Here is a 22,182-nt window from a genome sequence, read left to right as displayed (position 1 = left end):
AGACACTCCAGGGTTGTCAGGCTAAGGCGGCCAAACAAGCAAACGTATCAGACGGCCCGCAGGGCAGAGCCGCCGAAAAAGATGGCGCATTATCCTGTGATTGGGTGCGCCTGTCACTGCGCATGCTCAAGCACGTGCCCAAAGCACCGAAGATCGTACAACCGAGGGTTGTCAGGCGCCGGTAGCGAGGTTCAAACTGCGGCCTTTGTCGCGGGCCGTGACCTGCGTCTTTCTACCTATATAAGCAGGCGTTTGCACACACTGTCGAACGCTGCGTGTTGACCATTAATTCAGGGACCCGGACATGGAACTGGTTGTAAAAAGCGTTAGCCCAGAAACGTTGAAAACCGCCACTCTGGTGGTCGCCGTCGGCGAAAGCCGCAAGCTCGGCGCCGTCGCCAAACAACTCGACGAACTGAGCGGCGGCGCCATCAGCGCCGTCTTGAAGCGTGGCGACCTGGCCGGCAAAGTCGGCCAAAGCCTGTTGCTGCACAGCCTGCCGAACCTCAAGGCCGAGCGCGTGCTGCTGGTGGGCGTGGGCAAGGACGAAGAGCTGGGCGACCGCCCGTTCCGTAAAATCATTGCCGGCGTCCTCAACACACTTAAAGGCCTGGGCGGCAGCGATGCCGTGCTGGCGCTGGACGAAGTGGTCGTCAAAGGCCGCGACAGCTACGGCAAGACCCGCCTGCTGGCCGAAACCCTGGTGGACGGCGAATACACCTTCGACCAGTTCAAGAGCCAGAAAGCCGAACCTCGCGCTCTGAAAAAAATCACCCTGGTGACCATCAAGGCTGCCCAGGCTGAAGTCGAGCGCGCCGTGGCCCACGCCACCGCCATTGCCAATGGCATGGCATTTACCCGTGATCTGGGTAACCTGCCGCCGAACATCTGCCACCCGACGTTCCTCGGCGAACAAGCCAAGAACCTGGGCAAGGAATTCAAGACCCTGAAAGTCGAAGTCCTCGATGAGAAGAAGATCAAGGACCTGGGCATGGGCTCGTTCTACGCCGTTGGCCAGGGCAGTGCCCAGCCACCGCGCCTGATCGTGATGCAATACAACGGCGGCAAGAAATCCGAGAAGCCGTTCGCACTGGTCGGCAAGGGCATCACCTTCGACACCGGCGGCATCAGCCTGAAACCGGGCGCCGGCATGGATGAGATGAAGTACGACATGGGCGGCGCGGCTAGCGTATTCGGTACCCTGCGTGCCGTGCTCGAACTGAAACTGCCGATCAACCTGGTGTGCATCCTGGCCTGCGCCGAGAACATGCCGAGCGGCAATGCTTCGCGCCCTGGCGACATCGTCACCACCATGAGCGGCCAGACCGTGGAAATCCTCAACACCGACGCCGAAGGCCGTCTGGTGCTGTGCGACGCCCTGACCTACTCCGAGCGCTTCAAGCCACAAGCCGTGATCGACATCGCGACCCTGACCGGCGCTTGCGTCGTTGCACTGGGCGCTCACACCTCCGGCCTGCTGGGCAACAACGACGAGCTGATCGGCCAACTGCTGAGCGCCGGCCAATCGGCTGACGATCGCGCCTGGCAACTGCCGCTGTTCGATGAGTATCAAGAGCAGCTGGACAGCCCCTTCGCCGACATCGCCAACATCGGTGGCCCAAAAGCCGGCACCATCACCGCGGCTTGCTTCCTGTCGCGTTTCACCAAGAACCTGAACTGGGCGCACCTGGACATCGCAGGCACCGCGTGGACCAGCGGCGGTAAGGACAAGGGCGCCACTGGCCGTCCGGTTCCATTGCTGACCCAATACCTGCTGGACCGCGCCAAAGCCTGAAACCAATGACCTTGGGCGGTGTTGCTTTCGGGCAACGCCGCCCTTGGCTCAGGAACCGCAATGACCAAAGTCGACTTCTATATCCTGCCCAGCGCCGATCCGTCAGCGCGGCTGGACTTTGCCTGCAAGCTCACCGAAAAAGCCTGGCGCATGGGCCACCGCATCTACCTGCATTGCAGCGATGCCGCCCAGCGTGACGACCTCGATGCGCGCCTGTGGGCGTTCAAAGGTGAAAGCTTCGTCCCTCACGGTCCCGCCGAAAGCGAACCCGAGGGGTTGATTGTCCTGGGGCTTGGCGATGACTGCGGTCCGCATCAGGACCTGCTGGTCAATCTCGATCTGAAAGTCCCGGCATTCGCCAACAAGTTCGCCCGGGTGGCGGAAGTGGTGGTGGAAGATCCGACGATTCGTGCGGCTGCGCGGGAGAGTTTCCGTTTCTACCGCGAACAGGGCTATCCTCTGCAAGATCACCGTTTACAGCGACTCTGAGCATTCCGATGGACACTCCAAAACCGCAGCAAAAGTCCGCGCACCTGCTGGATGACCTTGAGTCGATCCGCCAACTGCTCGGTGATGACAACCTGCAGCCACCCTTGTTGACCGACACGGTCAATGACGATGAGCAGGAACAGATTCCGATGCTGTTCGACAACGTTGGCGACACATCGCCCGCCGTCGAGCCTGCACCCGCGACTGCCGCCCAACCGGCTGTGAGCAAAGGCCCCGACGCCTTGCTGCACCTGGACAGCGAACTGCGCGCCGCCGCGCAATTGATCATGCAAGACGTGATCGACGACTTCGCTCCGCATATTGAAACCGAGATCAAACGTCGGTTGGATGCGCGGATGGAACGACTTCTCAGCCAGTACGAATAACCCCTTATACCCCTGTGTAGGAGCTGCCGCAGGCTGCGATCTTTTGATCTTGATCTTCATTGTTTTTGAAGACGCCAAAAGATCGCAGCCTTCGGCAGCTCCTACAGGGTCCACTTTCTCTATTTGATGGGTGCCCGGTCTGGCCCCGCTCGCCCTCGGCCCCATGCCCCGCTATACTTGCCGGCTTTTCCTGAATAAATGCCAATAGGGTCCCGCCGCGCATGGATAAGACCTACCAGCCGCACGCCATTGAAACTTCCTGGTACAACACCTGGGAGTCCGAGAACTACTTCGCCCCGCAAGGCGCGGGCGAGTCTTACACCATCATGATCCCGCCGCCGAACGTCACCGGCAGCCTGCACATGGGTCACGGCTTCAACAACGCGATCATGGACGCCCTGATCCGTTTCCGTCGCATGCAGGGTCGCAACACCCTGTGGCAGCCGGGTACCGACCACGCCGGTATCGCCACGCAAATGCTGGTGGAACGCCAACTCGAAGCCCAGGGCCAGAGTCGTCACGACTTGGGCCGCGAGAAATTCCTCGAGAAAATCTGGGAATGGAAGGATCAGTCCGGTGGCAACATCAGCCGTCAGATCCGCCGCCTCGGCTCGTCCGTAGACTGGAGCCGCGAGCGCTTCACCATGGACGACGGCCTGTCGGAATCGGTTAAAGAAGCCTTCGTGCGTCTGCATGAGGACGGCCTGATCTACCGCGGCAAGCGTCTGGTCAACTGGGACACCAAGTTGCACACGGCAATTTCCGACCTCGAAGTGGAAAACCACGACGAGAAAGGTTTCCTGTGGAACCTGAAGTACCCGCTGGCCGACGGCGCCAAGACCGCTGAAGGCAATGATTACCTGATCGTCGCGACCACTCGCCCGGAAACCATGCTCGGCGACGCCGCCGTAGCTGTTAACCCGAACGATGAACGCTACCAAGCCTTGATCGGCAAATTTGTCGAGCTGCCGCTGGTCGGCCGCCGCATCCCGATCATCGCCGACGATTACTGCGACCCTGAATTCGGCACCGGCTGCGTGAAAATCACCCCGGCCCACGATTTCAACGACTACGAAGTCGGCAAGCGCCACAACCTGCCGCTGCTGAACATCTTCGACAAGAACGCCGCCGTACTGCCGGCCTGCCAGGTGTTCAACCTCGACGGCACGCTGAACGAAAGCATCGACGGCAAGATCCCGGCCGAATACGCCGGTCTCGACCGTTTCGAAGCACGTAAGCAAATCGTTGCAGCCTTCGACGCCGCCGGTCTGCTGGTCAGCGTGGATGATCACGGCCTGAAAGTGCCGAAAGGCGACCGTTCCGGCACCATCATCGAGCCGTGGCTGACCGACCAGTGGTACGTGTCGACCAAACCATTGGCCGAGCCTGCAATTGCTGCCGTTGAAGACGGCCGCATTCAGTTTGTGCCGAAACAGTACGAAAACATGTACTTCTCGTGGATGCGCGACATCCAGGATTGGTGCATCAGCCGTCAGCTGTGGTGGGGCCACCGGATTCCGGCCTGGTACGACGAGTCGGGCAAAGTCTACGTCGGTCGTGACGAAGCCGAAGTGCGCGCCAAGCACAATCTCGGGCCGGATGTTGCGCTGCAACAGGACAACGACGTGCTCGACACCTGGTTCAGTTCGGGGCTGTGGACGTTCTCCACCCTGGGTTGGCCTGAGCAAACCGAATTCCTGAAGAAATTCCACTCCACCGACGTACTGGTGACTGGCTTCGACATCATTTTCTTCTGGGTTGCCCGGATGATCATGCTCACCATGCATTTGGTGAAGAACGAAGACGGTACGCCGCAAGTACCGTTCAAAACCGTGTACGTACACGGCCTGGTGCGCGATGGCCTGGGCCAGAAGATGTCCAAGTCCAAGGGCAACGTCCTGGACCCGCTGGACATCATCGACGGTATCGAGCTGGAAGAGCTGGTGCAGAAACGCACCTCCGGCTTGATGCAGCCGAAACTGGCGAAGAAGATCGAGAAGCAGACCCGCGACGAGTTCGCCGACGGCATCGCCAGCTACGGCACCGACGCCCTGCGCTTCACCTTCTGCTCGCTGGCGTCCACCGGTCGCGACATCAAGTTCGACATGGGCCGCGTTGAAGGCTATCGCAACTTCTGCAACAAGATCTGGAACGCCGCGCGTTACGTTCTGGACAAGGGCGAAGACTGCGGCCAGAACGGCGAAGCCTACGAGCTGTCGCTGGCGGATCGCTGGATCATCTCGCAGCTGCAACGCACCGAAGCCGAAGTGACCCGTCAACTCGACCAGTTCCGCTTCGACCTGGCCGCACAAGCCTTGTACGAGTTCATCTGGAACCAGTATTGCGACTGGTACCTGGAACTGTCCAAGCCTGTGCTGTGGGACGAAAACGCCCCGGTTGAACGCCAGCGCGGCACCCGTCGCACCCTGGTGCGGGTACTGGAAGTCGCGTTGCGCCTGGCGCACCCGTTCATGCCGTTCATCACCGAAGAAATCTGGCAGCGCGTCGCGCCGCTGGCCGGTATCGAAGGCAAGACGATCATGCTGCAACCTTGGCCAGTGGCCAACGAAGCACGCATCGATCAGGGCGCCGAAGATGACATCGAGTGGCTGAAGACACTGATGCTCGGCACGCGCAACATTCGCGCCGAGATGAACATCGGTCCAGGCAAACCGCTGAACCTGTTCCTGAAAAACGTCAGTGCCGAAGATCAGCGCCGTCTCACCGAGAACGAAGCGCTGCTGAAGAAGCTGGCGCGTCTGGAATCGATCACCGTGCTGGCTGCCGGCGAAGAAGCACCGCTGTCCGCCACCGCTCTGGTTGGCGAGATGGAAGTGCTGGTGCCGATGGCTGGCCTGATCGACAAGGACGCTGAACTGGCGCGCCTGGACAAAGAAATCCTGCGTTTGCAGGGCGAAGTCCAGCGCGTGGGCGGCAAGCTGTCCAACGCCGGTTTCGTTGACAAGGCCCCGGCCGAAGTCATCGACAAGGAACGCGCCAAACTGGCTGAAGCTGAACAGGCTTTGGGCAAGCTGGCGGAGCAGCATGCGCGGATTGCCAGCCTGTAACGGTAAATCGCAATGAAAGAGGGAGGCCCGCAACGGCTTCCCTTTTTTGTGCCCGCCACGCCCTCCCCCCGTAGGAGCTGTCGAGTGAAACGAGGCTGCGATCTTTTGATCTTGCTCTTAAAAAACAACATCAAAAGATCGCAGCCTCGTTTCACTCGACAGCTCCTACAGGGGATATGCGTTATCAGGGAGCGAATGTGGGACAATGCCCCCCACTTTCAGCCATACCCGAATCGACCACACCCATGAACGCCCCCCGCACACCCCGCCCTGCGCGCAAGAAGCCTGACTCCGCCACCCCGGCCAACGCCGTGGAACCCCGTCCGAAGGCCAGCCTGCACCCGCGCAACCGCCATCAGGGTCGTTACGACTTCCCGGAGCTGATCAAGAGCACGCCAGAACTGGCGAAGTTCGTGATCCTCAACCCGTACGGCAAGGAAAGCATCGACTTCGCCAGCCCCGACGCGGTGCGGGTGTTCAACCGGGCACTGCTCAAGTCGTTCTACGGCGTGGCCCACTGGGACATCCCGGCTGATTATCTGTGCCCGCCGGTTCCGGGGCGCGCCGACTATGTGCACTTCCTTGCCGACCTGCTGGCCAGCGTCAACGACGGCGAGATCCCTCGCGGCGCGCCGGTCAAGGTGCTCGATATCGGCATGGGTGCCAACTGCGTTTATCCGCTGATCGGCTACAGCGATTACCGCTGGCACTTCCTCGGCTCGGAAATCGACCCGACGGCCGTGGCTGCTGCCAAAGCGATCGTGCAGTCCAACGGGCTGAACAAAGCCATCCAGCTGCGCCTGCAAAGCAATCCCAAGCACATCCTGCTGGGCTTGCTCGAACCTGGCGAACGCTTTGACCTGACCATGTGCAATCCGCCGTTCCACGCCTCGATGGACGAAGCGACCAAGGGCAGCGAGCGCAAATGGCGCGCCCTGGGCCGCGCCGACCCGAAACGCAAACTGCCGGTGTTGAACTTTGGCGGTCAATCGGCCGAACTGTGGTGTGAAGGTGGCGAAGCACGCTTCGTGACGCAACTGATCGCCGAGAGCGCGAGCTTCCAGCACAAAGTGCTGTGGTTCAGCACCCTGGTGTCGAAAGCCTCGAACCTGCCGGCGATCCAGACCGCGCTGAAAAAGGCTGGTGTGCTGGAAAGCCAGGTCGTGGAAATGTCTCAGGGCCAGAAGCAAAGCCGCTTCGTCGCCTGGACCTTCCAGACCAAGTCCGAACAGCAAGTCTGGCGCGAGCGCTGGGCCCGCAAGTAACATCTGAAACAGCGATTGGCCTTGGGCCAATCGCTGAATCGCAGACACAAAAAAGCCGTGCCCGGATCACTCCGGAGCACGGCTTTTTTTTACTGCGTCTTACTTGTTAACAGCGTCGGTCAGGCCTTTGGCCACAACCAGCTTGATAACTTTCTTGGCAGCGATTTCGATGGCAGCGCCAGTCGAAGGGTTACGGCCAGTACGGGCAGGACGCTCGGTCACTTTCAGTTTGCCGATACCTGGCAGAGTGATTTCGCCGCCGTTTTCCAGCTGATCGGCAACGATTTGGCCCAGTTGGTCCAGAGCGTTACGCGCGGTGGTTTTTGGCGCGTCGATAGCTTCAGCGATGTCGGCGATCAGTTGGTCTTTAGTAAGAGCCATGTAGTGTTCCTTCCCTATCAAATTCATATGGATTGCAGAGTGCAGTGTCAGCCATCGAGCCCGATCTTCTGGATCTGGCACCCTCGGCTATAACCACGACGAGTCGGGGTTATAGATACCGAAATCAGGGTTTGGTTCGACCTGACAAATGCTGAATGCACGCTTAACGCAGTGACTTCGCGTAAGACCGGGCAAAACTAGCACAGAGACGGGGAAATATCCGCCTCTTGCTACCCATTTGGTCAGCTTTATTGCTCTAAACAGGGAAAAAACTGCATAAGGGCCGCTGCGCACCGTCGAATTGCCCTTCGAGACGCGCCAAAACCAGTGGTTGCGGTACACTTGGCACTTTTTGGGGGAGCACGCCCTCCTCTCTTCAATCAGCCGAGAAGCCCATGCCGATCCGTCATTGCATCGTCCACCTGATCGACAAAAAACCCGACGGCACACCTGCAGTTCTTCACGCTCGCGACTCCGAACTGGCAGAGTCCACAGCCATCGAGAACATGCTCGCCGACCTCAACGAGAGCTACAACGCCAAACAAGGCAAGGCCTGGGGCTTCTTCCACGCCGAGTCCGGCGCGCATCCGTTCAGCGGCTGGCTGAAGGAATACCTCGAAGGCGGCAAGGATTTCACGGCGTTCAGCCGGGTGGCAGTGGAACACCTGCAGAAGCTGATGGAAGAATCGAACCTGTCGGTCGGCGGCCACGTCCTGTTTGCGCACTACCAGCAAGGCATGACCGATTACCTGGCCATCGCCCTGCTGCACCACAGCGAAGGCGTGGCCGTGACCGAAGCGCTGGATGTCACCGCGTCCCGCCACCTCGATCTGGGCCAGTTACACCTCGCGGCGCGGATCAACATCTCCGAGTGGCAGAACAACAAGCAGTCCAAGCAGTACATTTCGTTCATCAAAGGCAAGAACGGGAAAAAGGTTTCGGAGTATTTCCGCGACTTCATCGGCTGCCAGGAAGGCGTCGACGGCCCCGGCGAAACTCGCACCCTGCTCAAAGCCTTCAGCGATTTCGTTGAAAGCGAAGACCTGCCGGAAGAGTCCGCCCGCGAGAAGACCAAGACCTTGGTGGATTACGCCAGCAGCCAGGCCAAACTCGGTGAGCCGATGGGCCTGGAAGAGCTCTCGGAACTGATCGACGAAGAGCGCCCGAAAGCGTTCTACGATCACATCCGCAATAAGGATTACGGCCTGTCCCCGGAGATTCCGGCGGATAAGCGCACCCTGAACCAGTTCCGCCGCTTCACCGGGCGCGCCGAAGGACTGTCCATCAGCTTTGAAGCGCACCTGCTGGGCTCGAAGATCGAATACGACGAAGAAGCCGGCACACTGATCATCAAAGGCTTGCCGACCCAACTGACCGACCAGCTCAAGCGACGCAACTGATGCTGAACGGCATCCTGAAGAAATTCCTGCTGATCCTGTTGGTGGTCGTGGTTTACCAGAACTGGGGCAAGATCGAGCGCTACATCCACCCGGCGCAAGTGGTGTCCGAGCAGACGCAGGCCAAGGCTAACGTCGTGCTCTACGCCACCGACTGGTGCGGCTACTGCAAGCTGACCCGGCGCTTTCTCGACCAGAAAGGCATTCCGTACAAGGAATTCGATATCGAGAAGGATGCCGAGGCGCGCAAAGCTTATGAAGCGTTGGGCGGCCGCGGGATTCCGTTGATTGATGTGAACGGGACGTTGATTCGCGGGTATGACCCGGATGAGATTCTTGCTGCACTGAAATGATTGAAGATCAAAAGATCGCAGCCTTCGGCAGCTCCTATAGGGTGTACACCCATCCCATGTAGGAGCTGCCGAAGGCTGCAATCTTGGCGATGTCCCTTTCACCAAAGATTTACCGCCAGATCAGACAGCGTCGATACGGAATCCAAATCGCGGAAAGTGCACATGCACCACCCCGGCCCGCTCGTCTTCACGACGCAAAATCAATTCCTCACGCCCCGCAAACACCAACTCACCGGCCACCGGGTCAACACCATAGTCGGTGGCCGCGATCACCACCTGCTGGCCTGCCTCAAAGCCGTTAGGCTCATCAAACTGCTCATCCGGCAACGCAGCGGGCGTGGCATTGCGCGACACCTCCAGCGCCTCCTCAGCAGTCATCTCGCTGAATGCACCGTGACCGAAGCCCATCACCCGACCAAACCACGCCAAAACCGCCGGATAAGCATCCACCAACGGTGAAGTCACCGGTGTTGCCTTGAGAAACCATAGGCAATGGGCCAGGGCAAAGTCGGCAAGCGATGGCTCGCCGAACAGGAAGTCGCCCTGTTCACGCTGAAGCTGCAATTCGAGACGCCCCATGATCGTCGGCCATTGATGCCGCGCCTGTTCGGCCGACAACTTCGTCGCGCTGCCACCGCTGAACAACCCGGCGCGGTCGGCCAGGAACGCCTTGATCGCTTCCGGCGGCAATTTGCCGAAGCGCACCGCCACCGATTCGGGCTGGAACACCAGGCTCACCGCATGCTGGAACACCACCGAGTCCGCCCAGGTGGCGAAGGTCGCGGTGATCATTTCCTGACCTTCCGGGAAAAACGCCGGCAGGGCTTTTTCCTGTTCCAGGCGACGGGCGATCAATGCGGTGTCGCAATAAATATCAGCGCCGATCTGCAACACCGGGGTCTTGCGGTAGCCGCCCGTCAGCGCCGTCAGCTCGGGCTTGGGCATCACCGGCGAGATCCTCACCGAGCGCCACGACAGCCCCTTGAAGCCCAGCAACAGACGGGCCTTTTCAGCGAATGGGGACGTCGGGTAATTGTGAAGAATCAGCTCTGACATGCTCGGCTCCGCCGCTCGGATAAGGAGCTCGCAGCTTAGCGTGCAATCAGGCGGCAGCCCACAGATCTGCCTGATGGGAACTTATCAGTCTGCTTGATAAGTCAGCACCAGACATTCCTTGGCGCTTTTCTTGAGTTTCTTGATTAGCCGTTCCTGACGCAGCGCTTCGCTTTTGTCGCGGCAAATTTCGGTATAGACCAGCGCCATGGCGGGGCTGGAAAGGAAAAACCGGGCGCCCTTGCCACTCTGGTGCTTGGCGAAGCGGCGCACCGGATCGTCGCTGATCCCGCAGTACAGCGAACCGTTGGCCGCGCGAACGAGGTAGACGAACCAGGGTTTGCTGGCAGGCACCGGTTCGACGGCAATGACGGAGGATTCGCTGAGGGTGGTCACGTGACGATCAGGGCTTGAAAGGAAACAAGCCGCGATCTTATCAGCGACTGGCCTGGAATGCCTTCAGCCCCTTCAACGCCTGGGCGCGAACAGCGTTGCGCACCAGCGGCGTCCAGCCCAACAACAAGCCTTTGGTGCCCAGCGCCTGACGGGACCAGCGCCACAGATCGAAGCTGTCGTGGTGCTCACAGATCTTGCCGTCGCGAAACACGAAACGCGCCTGGATGTCGTTGACCACGGTGTTGCCGGTCTGGCTGAACAGGTACGTCGCCACCCAATGGGCACCGCCCGCGCGCTCGTCGCTGCGTACGTTGTCGAAGGTCAGGGAAAAATCTTTGGCCCGGGTCGTGAGCATGCGCCACATATCGCCGGCATCACGGCCGCGCAACTCGCCGAACGCCGGATCACTGAACACCACGTCGTCGGTGTAGCAGGCGCTCATGGCCTCGGCATCCAGCCGCTGGAAAGCCTCATAGAAGCGGGTGATCAGGGCGTTGTGGGCATCGCTCATGGGCTGGCTCCGTGCAGGTGTAAAAGGCTTCAAAAAGATTGCCTGCACGATAGTCTGCAAATGCACGCAAGACCACCGGCATTCGTGGGCCGAATGCCAGCAGTACGAGGATTCAGATTTTTTCGCTTTGCACCTGCACGTACAACGAACGCCCGGCACCGAGGCCGGCGATGATCGCGCCGAGACCGATGATGCCGAAGATCCAGCCCAGCGCGTTCCAGCCACCGGTCCAGTCATGCACGATGCCGACCGCGAACGGCCCCATGGACGCCAGGGTGTAACCGAAGCCCTGGGCCATGCTCGACAGATTGGCGGCCACGTGGGCGTCCCGCGAGCGCAGCACTATCAGGGTCAGCGCCAGGCTGAACGTACCACCCTGCCCCAGGCCCAGCAGGATCGCCCAGCCCCACAAGCCTTCGATCGGCGCATAAAGGCAACCGAACAAGCCACCGAGAGTCAGCAGCATGACCACGACAATCGCCAAGCGCTGATCTTTGCCGCGAGTGGCCAGCCAAGGTGCGGACAGGGAACTCGCCAACTGAACGATCACCGAACCCGACAGCACCAGACCGGCCTGAGTTGGCGTCAGCCCCCGGCCAATCAGGATCGACGGCAACCAGCCAAACACGATGTAGGCCAGGGACGATTGCAGGCCCATGTAAAGCGTCACTTGCCAGGCTAATGGATCGCGAAGCAGACCGCGAACACGATAGGCAACGTTATGCGAGCCGTGTTTCTGCCCCACTTGCGGCAGCCAGAAAATCGCCGCAACCACGGCCGGTACCACCCAGAAACCCAGGCCCAACGCCCAGCTCTTGTCGAAATGCTCGCTCAACGGCACGGTCGCACCCGCCGCCATCGCCGCGCCCAGGCACAGGGCCATGGTGTAGACGCCGGTCATGGTGCCGGCCTGTTTCGGGAAGTCGCGCTTGACGATCCCTGGCAGCAACACGCCAATCACGCCGATGCTGGCCCCGGCCAACACACTGCCGGCGAACAGACCAACTTCACCGAAGGAACTGCGCAGGATGATCCCGCCCGCCAGCACCAGCAAAATCCCCAGCACCACTCGTTCGGCACCGAAACGCCGGGCCAGGATTGGCGCCAGCGGCGCGAACAACCCCAGGCAAAGTACCGGCAACGTGGTCAGCAAACCGGCCTGGGCCGCGGACAAGCCGAGGGTCTTCGAGACCTCGCTGAGCATGGGCGCCATGCTCGACAGTGCCGGACGCAAGTTAAGCGCCACCAGGATCAGCCCCAGCAACAGGAGCCACGGCCGTCGCAGAATCGGGTGACTTTGCTGGACCTGTTCGTCATCGGCCTCGGCATCGATCAACAGTTCTTCGAGCTCCGCCGTGCGTTTGGGTTGCGGGATGTTGCTGTGATGGGCAGGCATGGATTTCTCGGTTTCAAGGTTCATTGATCAACTGCCTCGACAGGGCTTTGGCCCGCTCCGGGTCACGTTGTTCGACGGCCTCCAGCAGTTCGACATGCAGATCGAACACCTCTTGGCGTCGCGGGGAAATGTTCAGGGTCTTGCGCAGTTGCGCGCCGACAATGCTGGAAAAGTAGCGATACAACTCGCTGAGGGTCGGATTGTGCGCCGCGTCCACCAGACGGCGGTGAAACACCAGGTCGCAGGCGATGTAGCTGTCGAGATCGCCGTGATAGTGGCTGCCGCTGACGCCCAAGGCTTCGCGCAGGGCCACCAGGTCTTCGTCAGTGCGACGTAATGCCGCCAGGCCAATGGCCTCGACTTCCAGGATATGCCGGGTTTCCCGGGCCTGTTCGTGGGTGCATTGCGACAACGCTTTCATGGTGTCCAGCGGATCAATCACGGCCCGCAGATAACTGCCGTCGCCTTGGCGGATCTCGATCAACCCGGAAAACGCCAACACGCGCATGGCTTCACGCACGGTGTTGCGGCTGATGCCCAGCTCCGCGGACAGCTCGGGTTCGGTGGGCAAGCGCTGGCCGACCGTCCAGACGCCTTTTGTGATGCGCAGGCGCAACTGTTCCAGGGCCTGATCGACCAAGGATCGTTTAACGAGTGGAGAAATGTCTGACATAGGATTCGCCCTTTCATCCAATCATAGGATGAATTTTCCGACATGTTAGTCAGCTCCGTGTAGGACGGCAACCGCCTACGGTCAATGGGAGAGAAAAGGAGCGGGATTTTCGATTAGTCAAAATTACCCTCTCAGGGTAATTTCAGGGATAGGGTTTACGGCTTCTTATGGAAAAGAACACACCCCATTACGCCTTGTCCGTCATCAAGGATGAGGTCCGGAGGCAAGGAGCCAAAGCGTTTACTCACGTCGCATTGAGTTCCGGCAAGCGAATGGGATTGGTCCTGCGAGATATGGAATCCGTCATTTGTTCGCTGGAGCGCCGGATGCTCTACAAGTCGATGACGTGCTACACCGATCACCGAAACTGGCAGGACGTCTACCACACAACATTTCAAGACATGGAGCTCTACATCAAAGTGACCTACTGCTCCAACGGTGGGCCCCCTGTGATCTCTTTCAAGGAGAAGAACGTATGAACACGCGGCAATGCATGAGTTGTGGCGCTCAAGACTCAATGCAATATTTCGAAGGTCGCAGTCTCAGTGTCGACTACAAGAACGTTTCACGATGGGTGCACGATATTGCCGGCTGGGAGTGCAAGGTTTGCGGTGAAATCATTTTTGACAATGATACCGACAGCGCCGAGCGCTACTCTGACGCTGGCGACAAATTGCTCGAAGATTGCTTTCAGATCATGGGCACCGAGATGAAACGCATCCGCCGCAAACTGCACCTCACGCAAAAGGAAGCGGTGAAACTGCTTTCCGGCGCTGGCCACAACGCGTTTTCACGATATGAGCGCGGCGAACTGCAACCGCCTCAAGCGTTGTTCACGCTGATGCGCTTGCTGGATCGTCATCCTCACTTGCTGGCTGAAATACAAGCGATGAACGAAGGCACTGACTTGAAACGGCTACTGGCTGCACGCTTTCCGAAACAGGAAACCGTGCTGGCGTCCTGATCCCGAACATCAGACAAAACAAACCCGGAACACTGTCCGGGTTTATTTCATTGCATGACGTCGATCAATGCAAAATCTGACTCAAGAACAACTTGGTCCGATCATTCTGCGGGTTATCGAAGAAGTCATTCGGTGCAGCCTGTTCAACGATTTCGCCCTTGTCCATGAAGATCACGCGGTTGGCCACGGTGCGGGCAAAGCCCATTTCGTGGGTCACGCAGAGCATGGTCATGCCGTCTTCGGCCAGGCCGATCATGGTGTCCAACACCTCTTTCACCATCTCGGGGTCGAGCGCCGAAGTCGGTTCGTCGAACAGCATGATTTTCGGTTTCATGCACAGGGCACGGGCAATCGCCACACGCTGTTGCTGACCGCCGGACAGTTGCCCCGGGAATTTATGCGCCTGCTCCGGAATGCGTACGCGTTCCAGGTAGTGCATGGCGATTTCTTCGGCCTTGCGTTTCGGCATCTTGCGCACCCACATCGGCGCCAGGGTGCAGTTCTGCAGGATGGTCAGGTGCGGGAACAGGTTGAAGTGCTGGAACACCATGCCGACTTCGCGGCGGATCGCTTCGATCTGCTTGAGGTCGTTGGTCAGTTCCACACCATCGACCACGATGCGGCCCTGCTGGTGTTCTTCCAGACGGTTAAGGCAACGGATGGTGGTCGACTTGCCGGAACCCGACGGGCCGCACAGGACGATACGCTCGCCCTGCTTGACGTTCAGGTTGATGTCTTTCAACACGTGGAACTGGCCGTACCACTTGTTCACGCCCTGCATCTGAATAATGCCTTCAGGGCTCACAGGCTGTTTGATCGCTTCACTCATGACAAAACTCCTAACGCTTGTGGCCAGTGTCCAGCTTACGTTCCAAATGCATGGAGTAGCGGGACATACCAAAACAGAAAATCCAGAACACCAGGGCCGCGAACACGTAGCCTTCAGTCGCCATGCCCAACCATTTCGGGTCGGCGGCGGCTTGCTTGACGCTGTTGAGCAAGTCGAACAGGCCGATGATGATCACCAGGCTCGTGTCCTTGAACAGCGCAATGAAGGTGTTGACGATGCCAGGAATTACCAGCTTCAGGGCTTGCGGCAGAATCACCAGGCCCATGCTGCGCCAGTAACCGAGGCCCATCGCCGCAGCCGCTTCGTACTGACCTTTAGGGATCGCTTGCAGACCGCCGCGCACCACTTCGGCCACGTAGGCCGACTGGAACAGGATCACGCCGATCAGCGCCCGCAGCAGTTTGTCGAAGTTCATGCCTTCGGGCAGGAACAGCGGCAGCATCACCGAGGACATGAACAGCACCGTGATCAACGGCACGCCGCGCCAGAACTCGATGAAGGTCACGCAGACCACCCGAATCGCCGGCATGTTCGAACGACGACCCAGCGCCAGGATGATCCCCAGCGGCAACGCACCGGCAATACCGACGGTAGCAATCACCAGGGTCAGCATCAGGCCGCCCCACTGGCTGGTCGCCACGTTGGTCATGCCGAAGAGGCCGCCATGCAACAGGAAGAAGGCAATGATCGGGTACGCCACCAGGAAGCTCAGCCCGTACACCGCTTTACGGTGAAAACGCGAGATGAACAACGGTGCCACGCCGATAACCGCCAGCCACACGGTCAGGTCTACACGCCAGCGCAGGTCCACCGGGTAGTAGCCGTACATGAACTGGCCGAAGCGCTGTTGGATGAACACCCAGCAGGCGCCCTCCTTGGTGCAGTCGGCGCGGGTGGTACCGACCCAGTTGGCGTCGAGGATGGCCCAGTGCAGGATCGGCGGGACGATCAGGTAGATCAGGTAGAACGCGAACAGGGTCAGCAGGGTGTTGATCCAGCTGGAGAACATGTTGGCGCGCATCCACGCCACCACACCGATGCTGCTGCTCGGGGGTGGCATGTCGGGTTTGAAAGTATGGGATGTCATGCGCGTTTCCTCACCGTTCGATCAGCGCAATGCGCTTGTTGTACCAGTTCATCAGCAGGGAAATGCTGATACTGATCGCCAGGTACACGCTCATGGTGATGGCAATCACCTCGATCGCCTGTCCGGTCTGGTTCAGCACCGTACCGGCAAACAACGACACCATTTCCGGATAACCGATACCGGCCGCCAGCGAGGAGTTCTTCGCCAGGTTCAGGTATTGGCTGGTCAGTGGCGGGATGATCACGCGCAGGGCTTGCGGGATGATCACCTTGCGCAGGGTCGGACCGTTGCGCAGCCCGAGCGAACGCGCCGCTTCGGTCTGGCCGTGGCTGACCGACTTGATGCCCGAACGCACGATCTCGGCGATAAACGCCGCGGTGTACACGGTCAGGGCCAGGGTCAACGCCAGCAATTCAGGGATCAATACCCAGCCACCGACGAAGTTGAAACCTTGCAGCTTCGGCAGTTCCCAGTGCAACGGGGCGCCGAAGATCAGCGCGCACAGGGCCGGGATCACCACGATGATCGCCAGTCCCACCCAGAATTTATGAAACGGTACGCCGGTGGCTTCAAAGCGCTTGTTGGCCCAGCGGCACATCAGCACGATGGCGACGATGGCGATAACGACGCTGACGAAGAACGCCCAGAACCCGTCCGCCATTTGCGCGGCGGGCATGTTCAGACCACGGCTGCTGACGAAGAAGGTGTCGCTGAAGTTATGGCTGGCGCGCGGGCCCGGCATGGTCAGGAACACCGCGAAGTACCAGAACAGGATTTGCAGCAGCGGCGGAATGTTACGGAAAACTTCCACGTAAACCGTCGCCAGCTTGCTGATGATCCAGTTCGGCGACAGCCGTGCCACGCCGACGATGAAACCGAGCAGGGTTGCCAGGACGACGCCGATGACGGTCACCAGCAGCGTGTTGAGCAAACCGATGACAAACACCCGGGCATACGTGTCCGATTCGGTGTAGTCGATCAGGTGTTGAGCGATGCCGAACCCGGCACTGCGATCCAGAAAACTGAAGCCGGAGGTAATGCCCCGGTGTTGCAGGTTGGTTTGCGTATTGTCGAACAGATACCAGCCCATCGCGACGACCGCGACAATCGTGATGATCTGAAATAGCCACGCACGCACTTTCGGATCGCTGAGGCTGAGCCTCTGCTTTGGTGCGCCGATTGATTTTTGCATGAAGTGCCCCGGAAATAATGGAACAGAACATCACCCGGTGGTTGGCCCACCGGGTGACAGAACCATCAGCGCACTGGTGGTGCGTATTGAATGCCGCCGTTGGTCCACAGGGCGTTCAAGCCACGGTCGATTTCCAGCGGAGTGCCCTTGCCGAGGTTTTTCTCGAAGATTTCGCCGTAGTTACCGACTTGGGAAACGATCTTGACGACCCAGTCTTTCGGCAGCTTCAGGTCTTTACCGTATTCGCCGTCAGCACCCAACATACGGGCAACGTCCGGGTTCTTGGTCGACTTGGCTTCAGCCAGAACGTTTTTCGAAGAGATACCAGCTTCTTCGGTGTTCAGCAGCGCGTAGCCAACCCAGCGAACGATCGCCAGCCACTCGTCGTCGCCGTTACGTACGACTGGACCCAGTGGTTCTTTGGAGATGGTTTCCGGCAGTACCACGTAGTCTTTTGGCGAAGCCAGTTTGCTGCGCTGTGCGTACAGCTGCGACTTGTCAGAGGTCAGCACGTCGCAACGACCGGATTCCAGCGACTTGGCGCTTTCATCGGAGGTGTCGAAAGTGATCGGGGTGTATTTCAGGTTGTTGGCGCGGAAGTAGTCGGAAACGTTCAGCTCGGTGGTGGTACCGGCTTGAATGCAGATGGTTGCACCGTCCAGTTCCTTGGCACTTTTCACGCCCAGCTTGCTGTTGGCCAGGAAGCCAACGCCGTCGTAATAGGTGATGAAGCCAGGGAATTTCAAGCCCATGCCCGCGTCACGGGAACTGGTCATGGTGGTGTTACGCGAAAGAATGTCGATTTCGCCGGACTGCAGCGCGGTGAAACGCTCCTTGGCGTTCAACTGGCTGAACTTGACCTTGGTGGCGTCGCCGAATACGGCGGCTGCCACAGCGCGGCAGACGTCAGCGTCGATCCCGAGGATCTTGCCGGTGGAGTCCGGAACCGAGAAACCCGGCAGACCGTCACTCACGCCGCACTGAATGAAACCTTTCTTCTGCACTGCATCCAGGGTTGCACCCGCCTGAGCGAACCCGCTGACACCGAGCACTGCGGCTGCAGTCACGATAGCCAGGGTGGATTTCAACATTTTCATTCAAACCTCCAGTTTTGCTCTTGTTGTGTCGGAGCGTCAGTCCAGTCGCACCCTTTTGAGGCGTTGTTGACCCGTGTTGGCTTTTTTTGGGGTCAACCGACGTCAGGACCGTAGCTATGAGTCTATTAGGAGAAAATCCACATCATGGACCACTCACTTCTCACCAATCGGCCGAACGGGCTGTAGCCCTTTCACGTTCGCTAAGCCCGTAACGGCCGCTGGCGAACATCCATCACCGGATTCTTTGCTATCCCGTCTCCGGCAGTACACTGATAGTGTTACCGCCAGGCGCGAGATTGGTTGCACAGGTTTCCCCATAGCAAAGCCCGTACCACACCGCTCGCTCAAGCGATTCAGCGACAGGTCAATAGCAAAACTTGTAGCCTTGCGACATCTTCTTAACTGATCAACCAGACGCGCACTCACATCTCGCACTTAATGAGAGCGCACGCACAAAATTGGAGCAGACATGACCCAGCCCTTGATTCTTCAGCCCGGCAAGCCCGTAGACGCCTGCGTTATCTGGCTGCACGGCCTGGGCGCCGATCGCTACGACTTTCTCCCGGTGGCCGAGGCGCTGCAGGAAAGCCTGCTGACCACCCGCTTCGTGTTGCCCCAGGCGCCAACACGCGCGGTCACCATTAATGGTGGCTACGAGATGCCTAGCTGGTACGACATATTGGCCATGAACCCGGCACGCGCCATCAGCCGCGAGCAGCTGGACGAGTCGGCAAAAATGGTCATTAATCTGATCGAAGAGCAGAAGGCCAGCGGAATAGACGCCTCGCGGATTTTCCTCGCCGGTTTTTCCCAGGGTGGCGCGGTGGTGTTGCACAGCGCTTTCCTGAAATGGCAGGGACCGCTGGGCGGCGTACTTGCCCTGTCCACTTATGCACCGACTTTCAGCGATGAACTGGAGCTCTCCGCCAGTCAGCAGCGCATTCCTGTGCTATGCCTGCACGGCCAGTACGATGACGTTGTGCAAAACGCCATGGGCCGTAGCGCTTATGAGCATTTAAAGCAGCGTGGTGTCACCGTGACATGGCAGGAATACCCAATGGGCCACGAAGTGTTACCCGAAGAAATTCGCGACATTGGTACCTGGCTCGCCGAGCGCTTGGGTTAACTCTTTATATGAACAGAACGTCCTTTAGCTTCCTTTGATCATCCCGCTACGCCGCGCCCGTTTCTTGCATTACACTGGCCGGCGTACATTCCTTAACCAATTGATGAGATGACCGTGCTCAAAGCACTCAAAAAAATGTTCGGTAAAAGCGAGACTGAGCAGCTCGCGCCAGTCGCCAGCGCTCCGTCTCACACCCCCAGCCACCGCACCGACGGTCGTCAGCCTGGCCGGACCGCAGCCGCAGCGGCACCGAAACAAGAGCCCGTGACCACACCGGCCGCCCCACCTGTCGAGGCAATCGTTGCCGAGCAACCGCTCGCCGAAACCCCGAAACCTGCCAAACCGCGTCGCGAACCGAAGCCAAAGGCGCCGGTTATTCCCTGGAAACTTGAAGACTTCGCCGTCGAGCCCCTAGAAGGCAAAACCCGTTTCCACGATTTCAAGCTCGCCCCTGAACTGATGCATGCCATCCAGGACCTCGGCTTTCCGTACTGCACGCCGATCCAGGCGCAAGTCCTCGGCTTCACCCTGGCTGGCAAAGATGCCATCGGTCGCGCCCAGACCGGCACCGGCAAAACCGCAGCGTTTCTGATTTCGATCATCACCCAGTTGCTGGAAACCCCGCCGCCTAAGGAACGCTACATGGGTGAACCGCGGGCGTTGATCATCGCGCCAACCCGCGAACTGGTGGTGCAGATCGCCAAGGACGCGGCCGACTTGACCAAGTACACCGGCCTCAACGTCATGACATTTGTCGGCGGCATGGACTTCGACAAGCAGCTCAAGCACCTCGAAGCCCGTCACTGCGACATCCTCGTCGCCACCCCGGGCCGTCTGCTGGACTTCAACCAGCGCGGCGACGTGCACCTGGACATGGTCGAAGTCATGGTCCTGGACGAAGCCGACCGGATGCTCGACATGGGTTTCATCCCACAAGTGCGTCAGATCATTCGCCAGACCCCGCCGAAAAACGAACGTCAGACGCTGCTGTTCTCCGCGACCTTCACCGAAGACGTGATGAACCTGGCCAAGCAATGGACCACCGAGCCATCGATCGTCGAGATCGAAGCGCAAAACGTGGCCAGCGAAAACGTCGAGCAACACATCTACGCCGTAGCCGGTGCCGACAAATACAAACTGCTCTACAACCTGGTCACCGACAACGGTTGGGAGCGGGTGATGGTCTTCGCCAACCGCAAGGATGAAGTGCGACGCATCGAAGAACGCCTGGTGCGCGATGGCGTCAACGCTGCGCAGCTGTCGGGTGATGTGCCGCAGCACAAGCGGATCAAGACCCTGGAAGGTTTCCGCGAAGGCAAGATCCGCGTGCTGGTGGCCACCGATGTTGCCGGTCGCGGTATCCACATCGACGGCATCAGCCATGTGATCAACTTCACCCTGCCGGAAGTCCCGGACGACTACGTGCACCGCATCGGTCGGACTGGCCGTGCGGGCGCCGATGGCGTGTCCATCAGCTTCGCCGGTGAAGATGACTCCTACCAGCTACCGTCCATCGAAGCATTGCTGGGCAAAAAAATCAGCTGTGAAACGCCACCGACGCATCTATTGCGGGCGGTCGAGCGCAAGCGCACGTAACGCGGGACGCAGTGAAAGAGGCGCAGCCGGTAACGGACTGCGCTTTTTTTTCGTCTGGCTTTCAACAGGCGCTTGCTCGAGACAACTAAAAGTCCATAATAGACAAATTAGTTTACTTTCAGCGCCGGAGCCGCCATGTCCAGTACGCCCTACGTGATCAACCAACTGCAGGCTCGTGAACTGCTGACCCAGATCGACGTGCCAAAGATCCTGCGCAAGCTGTTCCGTGATCTGGCTGCCGGGCAGGCCGTGCAACCGGCGCAACAACTGGTGGAGTTTCCCCAGAGCGCTGGCGACTTCATCAACTACCTGGGCGTGTTGGCGGAAGATGGGGTCTACGGGGTCAAGACTTCGCCCTATATCGTGCGCGAACAAGGTCCGCTGGTCACGGCGTGGACGTTGTTGATGTCGATGCAGACCGGGCAGCCGCTGCTGCTCTGCGATGCCGGTGAACTGACCACCGCCCGCACTGCGGCGACCACGGCAGTTGCCGTCGATGCCCTTGCCCCGCTGCAAGCCCGGCGCCTGGCGATTATCGGCAGCGGCAAGGTAGCCCTGGCGCATCTGCATTACGTCAAGGACCTGCGGGACTGGCAGAGTATCAGCCTGTACTCGCCAGGCTTGAGCGCACTGAATGCCGACGCTCGGGCGCATCTGCAAAGCCTCGATCCACGGCTGAGCCTCGTCGACAGTCGCGAAGCAGCGATTCAAGACGCCGACGTGATCATGCTCTGCACCTCGTCCGCCGGTCCGGTGATTGATCCGGCCACGCTGACCAAACCTGCGCTTATCACCTCGATCAGCACCAACGCACCGCGCGCCCACGAAGTGCCGCCCCAGAGCCTCAACGACATGCAGGTGTTCTGCGACTATCGTCAGACCACCCCGGGCTCGGCCGGTGAAATGCTGATTGCCGGTGAACAGCATGGCTGGGACAAGCGCGCGATCGTCGGTGACCTGCCCGATCTGCTCAGCGAAAAAGTCCAGCGCCCGGGCTACGACCGCCATGTGTTCTTCCGCTCCATTGGCCTGGGCCTGGAAGACATTGCGCTGGCCAATGCGATCTACCAACTCCAGCACTAACCCCACGCCCCTGTAGGAGCAAGG

General features: G+C 59.5%; 22 protein-coding genes. 12 read left to right on the top strand and 10 right to left on the bottom strand.

The features are described from left to right. The first annotated feature begins 304 nt into the window (after window positions 1–304). From ACA071_RS05250 to rlmF, 5 genes are all read left to right on the top strand, one after another. Window positions 305–1,795, top strand: a complete 1,491-nt coding sequence (locus ACA071_RS05250) for a leucyl aminopeptidase (RefSeq protein WP_497643429.1) — start codon at window positions 305–307, stop codon at window positions 1,793–1,795. A gap of 60 nt (window positions 1,796–1,855) precedes the next feature. Further along, window positions 1,856–2,284: a DNA polymerase III subunit chi gene (locus ACA071_RS05245; protein ID WP_497643428.1), complete on the top strand. Its 429-nt coding sequence runs from the start codon at window positions 1,856–1,858 to the stop codon at window positions 2,282–2,284. An 8-nt stretch (window positions 2,285–2,292) separates the two neighbouring features. Then, on the top strand, window positions 2,293–2,670 hold the full coding sequence (locus tag ACA071_RS05240; RefSeq protein WP_497643427.1) for a DNA polymerase III subunit chi: 378 nt from the start codon (window positions 2,293–2,295) through the stop codon (window positions 2,668–2,670). A 221-nt stretch (window positions 2,671–2,891) separates the two neighbouring features. Beyond that, window positions 2,892–5,738, top strand: a complete 2,847-nt coding sequence (locus tag ACA071_RS05235; protein ID WP_497643426.1) for a valine--tRNA ligase — start codon at window positions 2,892–2,894, stop codon at window positions 5,736–5,738. Window positions 5,739–5,983: 245 nt separating this feature from the next. Continuing rightward, the gene (gene rlmF / locus ACA071_RS05230) at window positions 5,984–7,003 is read left to right on the top strand and encodes a 23S rRNA (adenine(1618)-N(6))-methyltransferase RlmF (protein ID WP_133837144.1); all 1,020 of its coding nucleotides are present in this window, start codon (window positions 5,984–5,986) and stop codon (window positions 7,001–7,003) included. A gap of 99 nt (window positions 7,004–7,102) precedes the next feature. Here rlmF and ACA071_RS05225 read toward each other — a convergent pair whose 3' ends face one another. Beyond that, a complete protein-coding gene (locus ACA071_RS05225) occupies window positions 7,103–7,384 on the bottom strand; it encodes an HU family DNA-binding protein (protein ID WP_007905514.1) in 282 nt (93 codons plus the stop codon). A 395-nt stretch (window positions 7,385–7,779) separates the two neighbouring features. Here ACA071_RS05225 and yejK point away from each other — a divergent pair, with 395 nt between their 5' ends. Next, window positions 7,780–8,784, top strand: coding sequence for a nucleoid-associated protein YejK (gene yejK, locus ACA071_RS05220; RefSeq protein WP_123507853.1), 1,005 nt, complete (start codon window positions 7,780–7,782; stop codon window positions 8,782–8,784). Further along, window positions 8,784–9,134 carry a glutaredoxin family protein gene (locus ACA071_RS05215; protein ID WP_149657474.1) on the top strand — a complete coding sequence of 117 codons (351 nt, stop codon included), beginning with the start codon at window positions 8,784–8,786 and terminating at the stop codon, window positions 9,132–9,134. The genes yejK and ACA071_RS05215 overlap by 1 nt, the downstream gene beginning before the upstream one ends. A 120-nt stretch (window positions 9,135–9,254) precedes the next feature. Here ACA071_RS05215 and ACA071_RS05210 read toward each other — a convergent pair whose 3' ends face one another. The 5 genes from ACA071_RS05210 to ACA071_RS05190 form a co-directional block, all read right to left on the bottom strand. Further along, complete coding sequence (locus ACA071_RS05210) at window positions 9,255–10,190, bottom strand: glutathione S-transferase family protein (protein ID WP_497643425.1); 936 nt, start codon at window positions 10,188–10,190, stop codon at window positions 9,255–9,257. An 84-nt stretch (window positions 10,191–10,274) separates the two neighbouring features. Beyond that, on the bottom strand, window positions 10,275–10,583 hold the full coding sequence (locus ACA071_RS05205; RefSeq protein ID WP_497643424.1) for a GIY-YIG nuclease family protein: 309 nt from the start codon (window positions 10,581–10,583) through the stop codon (window positions 10,275–10,277). Between the two features lie 40 nt (window positions 10,584–10,623). Continuing rightward, complete coding sequence (locus tag ACA071_RS05200; protein ID WP_497643423.1) at window positions 10,624–11,094, bottom strand: nuclear transport factor 2 family protein; 471 nt, start codon at window positions 11,092–11,094, stop codon at window positions 10,624–10,626. A 112-nt stretch (window positions 11,095–11,206) separates the two neighbouring features. Further along, window positions 11,207–12,514: a CynX/NimT family MFS transporter gene (locus ACA071_RS05195; protein ID WP_497643422.1), complete on the bottom strand. Its 1,308-nt coding sequence runs from the start codon at window positions 12,512–12,514 to the stop codon at window positions 11,207–11,209. Beyond that, complete coding sequence (locus ACA071_RS05190) at window positions 12,504–13,163, bottom strand: FadR/GntR family transcriptional regulator (RefSeq protein WP_497643421.1); 660 nt, start codon at window positions 13,161–13,163, stop codon at window positions 12,504–12,506. The genes ACA071_RS05195 and ACA071_RS05190 overlap by 11 nt, the downstream gene beginning before the upstream one ends. 167 nt (window positions 13,164–13,330) lie before the next feature. Here ACA071_RS05190 and ACA071_RS05185 point away from each other — a divergent pair, with 167 nt between their 5' ends. Both ACA071_RS05185 and ACA071_RS05180 read left to right on the top strand, forming a co-directional pair. After that, window positions 13,331–13,642: a type II toxin-antitoxin system MqsR family toxin gene (locus ACA071_RS05185; protein WP_497643420.1), complete on the top strand. Its 312-nt coding sequence runs from the start codon at window positions 13,331–13,333 to the stop codon at window positions 13,640–13,642. Further along, window positions 13,639–14,127 carry a type II toxin-antitoxin system MqsA family antitoxin gene (locus ACA071_RS05180; RefSeq protein WP_497643419.1) on the top strand — a complete coding sequence of 163 codons (489 nt, stop codon included), beginning with the start codon at window positions 13,639–13,641 and terminating at the stop codon, window positions 14,125–14,127. Before ACA071_RS05185 ends, ACA071_RS05180 begins: the two co-directional genes overlap by 4 nt. A gap of 64 nt (window positions 14,128–14,191) precedes the next feature. Here the strand turns inward: ACA071_RS05180 and ACA071_RS05175 are convergent, their stop codons facing one another. The 4 genes from ACA071_RS05175 to ACA071_RS05160 form a co-directional block, all read right to left on the bottom strand. Beyond that, window positions 14,192–14,956, bottom strand: a complete 765-nt coding sequence (locus ACA071_RS05175; RefSeq protein ID WP_003171943.1) for an amino acid ABC transporter ATP-binding protein — start codon at window positions 14,954–14,956, stop codon at window positions 14,192–14,194. Between the two features lie 10 nt (window positions 14,957–14,966). Next, complete coding sequence (locus ACA071_RS05170) at window positions 14,967–16,064, bottom strand: amino acid ABC transporter permease (protein WP_497643418.1); 1,098 nt, start codon at window positions 16,062–16,064, stop codon at window positions 14,967–14,969. Window positions 16,065–16,074: 10 nt separating this feature from the next. Further along, window positions 16,075–17,256 (bottom strand): amino acid ABC transporter permease, encoded by a 1,182-nt coding sequence (locus ACA071_RS05165; protein WP_497643417.1) that lies wholly within the window; start codon window positions 17,254–17,256, stop codon window positions 16,075–16,077. Between the two features lie 65 nt (window positions 17,257–17,321). After that, the gene (locus tag ACA071_RS05160; protein WP_054049693.1) at window positions 17,322–18,353 is read right to left on the bottom strand and encodes an amino acid ABC transporter substrate-binding protein; all 1,032 of its coding nucleotides are present in this window, start codon (window positions 18,351–18,353) and stop codon (window positions 17,322–17,324) included. Between the two features lie 469 nt (window positions 18,354–18,822). Here ACA071_RS05160 and ACA071_RS05155 point away from each other — a divergent pair, with 469 nt between their 5' ends. The 3 genes from ACA071_RS05155 (at window position 18,823) to ACA071_RS05145 (ending at window position 22,158) form a co-directional block, all read left to right on the top strand. Continuing rightward, window positions 18,823–19,479 (top strand): alpha/beta hydrolase, encoded by a 657-nt coding sequence (locus tag ACA071_RS05155; RefSeq protein WP_497643416.1) that lies wholly within the window; start codon window positions 18,823–18,825, stop codon window positions 19,477–19,479. Between the two features lie 108 nt (window positions 19,480–19,587). Then, complete coding sequence (gene rhlB / locus ACA071_RS05150) at window positions 19,588–21,075, top strand: ATP-dependent RNA helicase RhlB (RefSeq protein WP_497643415.1); 1,488 nt, start codon at window positions 19,588–19,590, stop codon at window positions 21,073–21,075. Between the two features lie 135 nt (window positions 21,076–21,210). Beyond that, entirely contained in the window at window positions 21,211–22,158 is a 948-nt protein-coding gene (locus ACA071_RS05145; RefSeq protein WP_497643414.1) for an ornithine cyclodeaminase family protein, read from the top strand. The last annotated feature ends 24 nt before the right edge of the window (window positions 22,159–22,182 follow it).

Source organism: Pseudomonas sp. LBUM1646, from assembly GCF_059716165.1.
Note: the sequence above shows the minus strand (reverse complement) of the source record. Positions and strands in the feature narration are given on the sequence as shown.

Bases quoted from the DNA above. Each gene is read 5' to 3' on its own strand.
- ACA071_RS05190 (WP_497643421.1), bottom strand. From the start codon at position 13,163: ATGTCAGACATTTCTCCACTCGTTAAACGATCCTTGGTCGATCAGGCC.
- ACA071_RS05175 (WP_003171943.1), bottom strand. From the start codon at position 14,956: ATGAGTGAAGCGATCAAACAGCCTGTGAGCCCTGAAGGCATTATTCAG.
- yejK (WP_123507853.1), top strand. From the start codon at position 7,780: ATGCCGATCCGTCATTGCATCGTCCACCTGATCGACAAAAAACCCGAC.
- ACA071_RS05195 (WP_497643422.1), bottom strand. From the start codon at position 12,514: ATGAACCTTGAAACCGAGAAATCCATGCCTGCCCATCACAGCAACATC.
- ACA071_RS05250 (WP_497643429.1), top strand. From the start codon at position 305: ATGGAACTGGTTGTAAAAAGCGTTAGCCCAGAAACGTTGAAAACCGCC.
- ACA071_RS05170 (WP_497643418.1), bottom strand. From the start codon at position 16,064: ATGACATCCCATACTTTCAAACCCGACATGCCACCCCCGAGCAGCAGC.
- ACA071_RS05160 (WP_054049693.1), bottom strand. From the start codon at position 18,353: ATGAAAATGTTGAAATCCACCCTGGCTATCGTGACTGCAGCCGCAGTG.
- ACA071_RS05145 (WP_497643414.1), top strand. From the start codon at position 21,211: ATGTCCAGTACGCCCTACGTGATCAACCAACTGCAGGCTCGTGAACTG.
- ACA071_RS05180 (WP_497643419.1), top strand. From the start codon at position 13,639: ATGAACACGCGGCAATGCATGAGTTGTGGCGCTCAAGACTCAATGCAA.
- ACA071_RS05165 (WP_497643417.1), bottom strand. From the start codon at position 17,256: ATGCAAAAATCAATCGGCGCACCAAAGCAGAGGCTCAGCCTCAGCGAT.
- rhlB (WP_497643415.1), top strand. From the start codon at position 19,588: ATGACCGTGCTCAAAGCACTCAAAAAAATGTTCGGTAAAAGCGAGACT.
- ACA071_RS05240 (WP_497643427.1), top strand. From the start codon at position 2,293: ATGGACACTCCAAAACCGCAGCAAAAGTCCGCGCACCTGCTGGATGAC.
- ACA071_RS05215 (WP_149657474.1), top strand. From the start codon at position 8,784: ATGCTGAACGGCATCCTGAAGAAATTCCTGCTGATCCTGTTGGTGGTC.
- rlmF (WP_133837144.1), top strand. From the start codon at position 5,984: ATGAACGCCCCCCGCACACCCCGCCCTGCGCGCAAGAAGCCTGACTCC.
- ACA071_RS05235 (WP_497643426.1), top strand. From the start codon at position 2,892: ATGGATAAGACCTACCAGCCGCACGCCATTGAAACTTCCTGGTACAAC.
- ACA071_RS05200 (WP_497643423.1), bottom strand. From the start codon at position 11,094: ATGAGCGATGCCCACAACGCCCTGATCACCCGCTTCTATGAGGCTTTC.
- ACA071_RS05155 (WP_497643416.1), top strand. From the start codon at position 18,823: ATGACCCAGCCCTTGATTCTTCAGCCCGGCAAGCCCGTAGACGCCTGC.
- ACA071_RS05185 (WP_497643420.1), top strand. From the start codon at position 13,331: ATGGAAAAGAACACACCCCATTACGCCTTGTCCGTCATCAAGGATGAG.
- ACA071_RS05210 (WP_497643425.1), bottom strand. From the start codon at position 10,190: ATGTCAGAGCTGATTCTTCACAATTACCCGACGTCCCCATTCGCTGAA.
- ACA071_RS05245 (WP_497643428.1), top strand. From the start codon at position 1,856: ATGACCAAAGTCGACTTCTATATCCTGCCCAGCGCCGATCCGTCAGCG.
- ACA071_RS05225 (WP_007905514.1), bottom strand. From the start codon at position 7,384: ATGGCTCTTACTAAAGACCAACTGATCGCCGACATCGCTGAAGCTATC.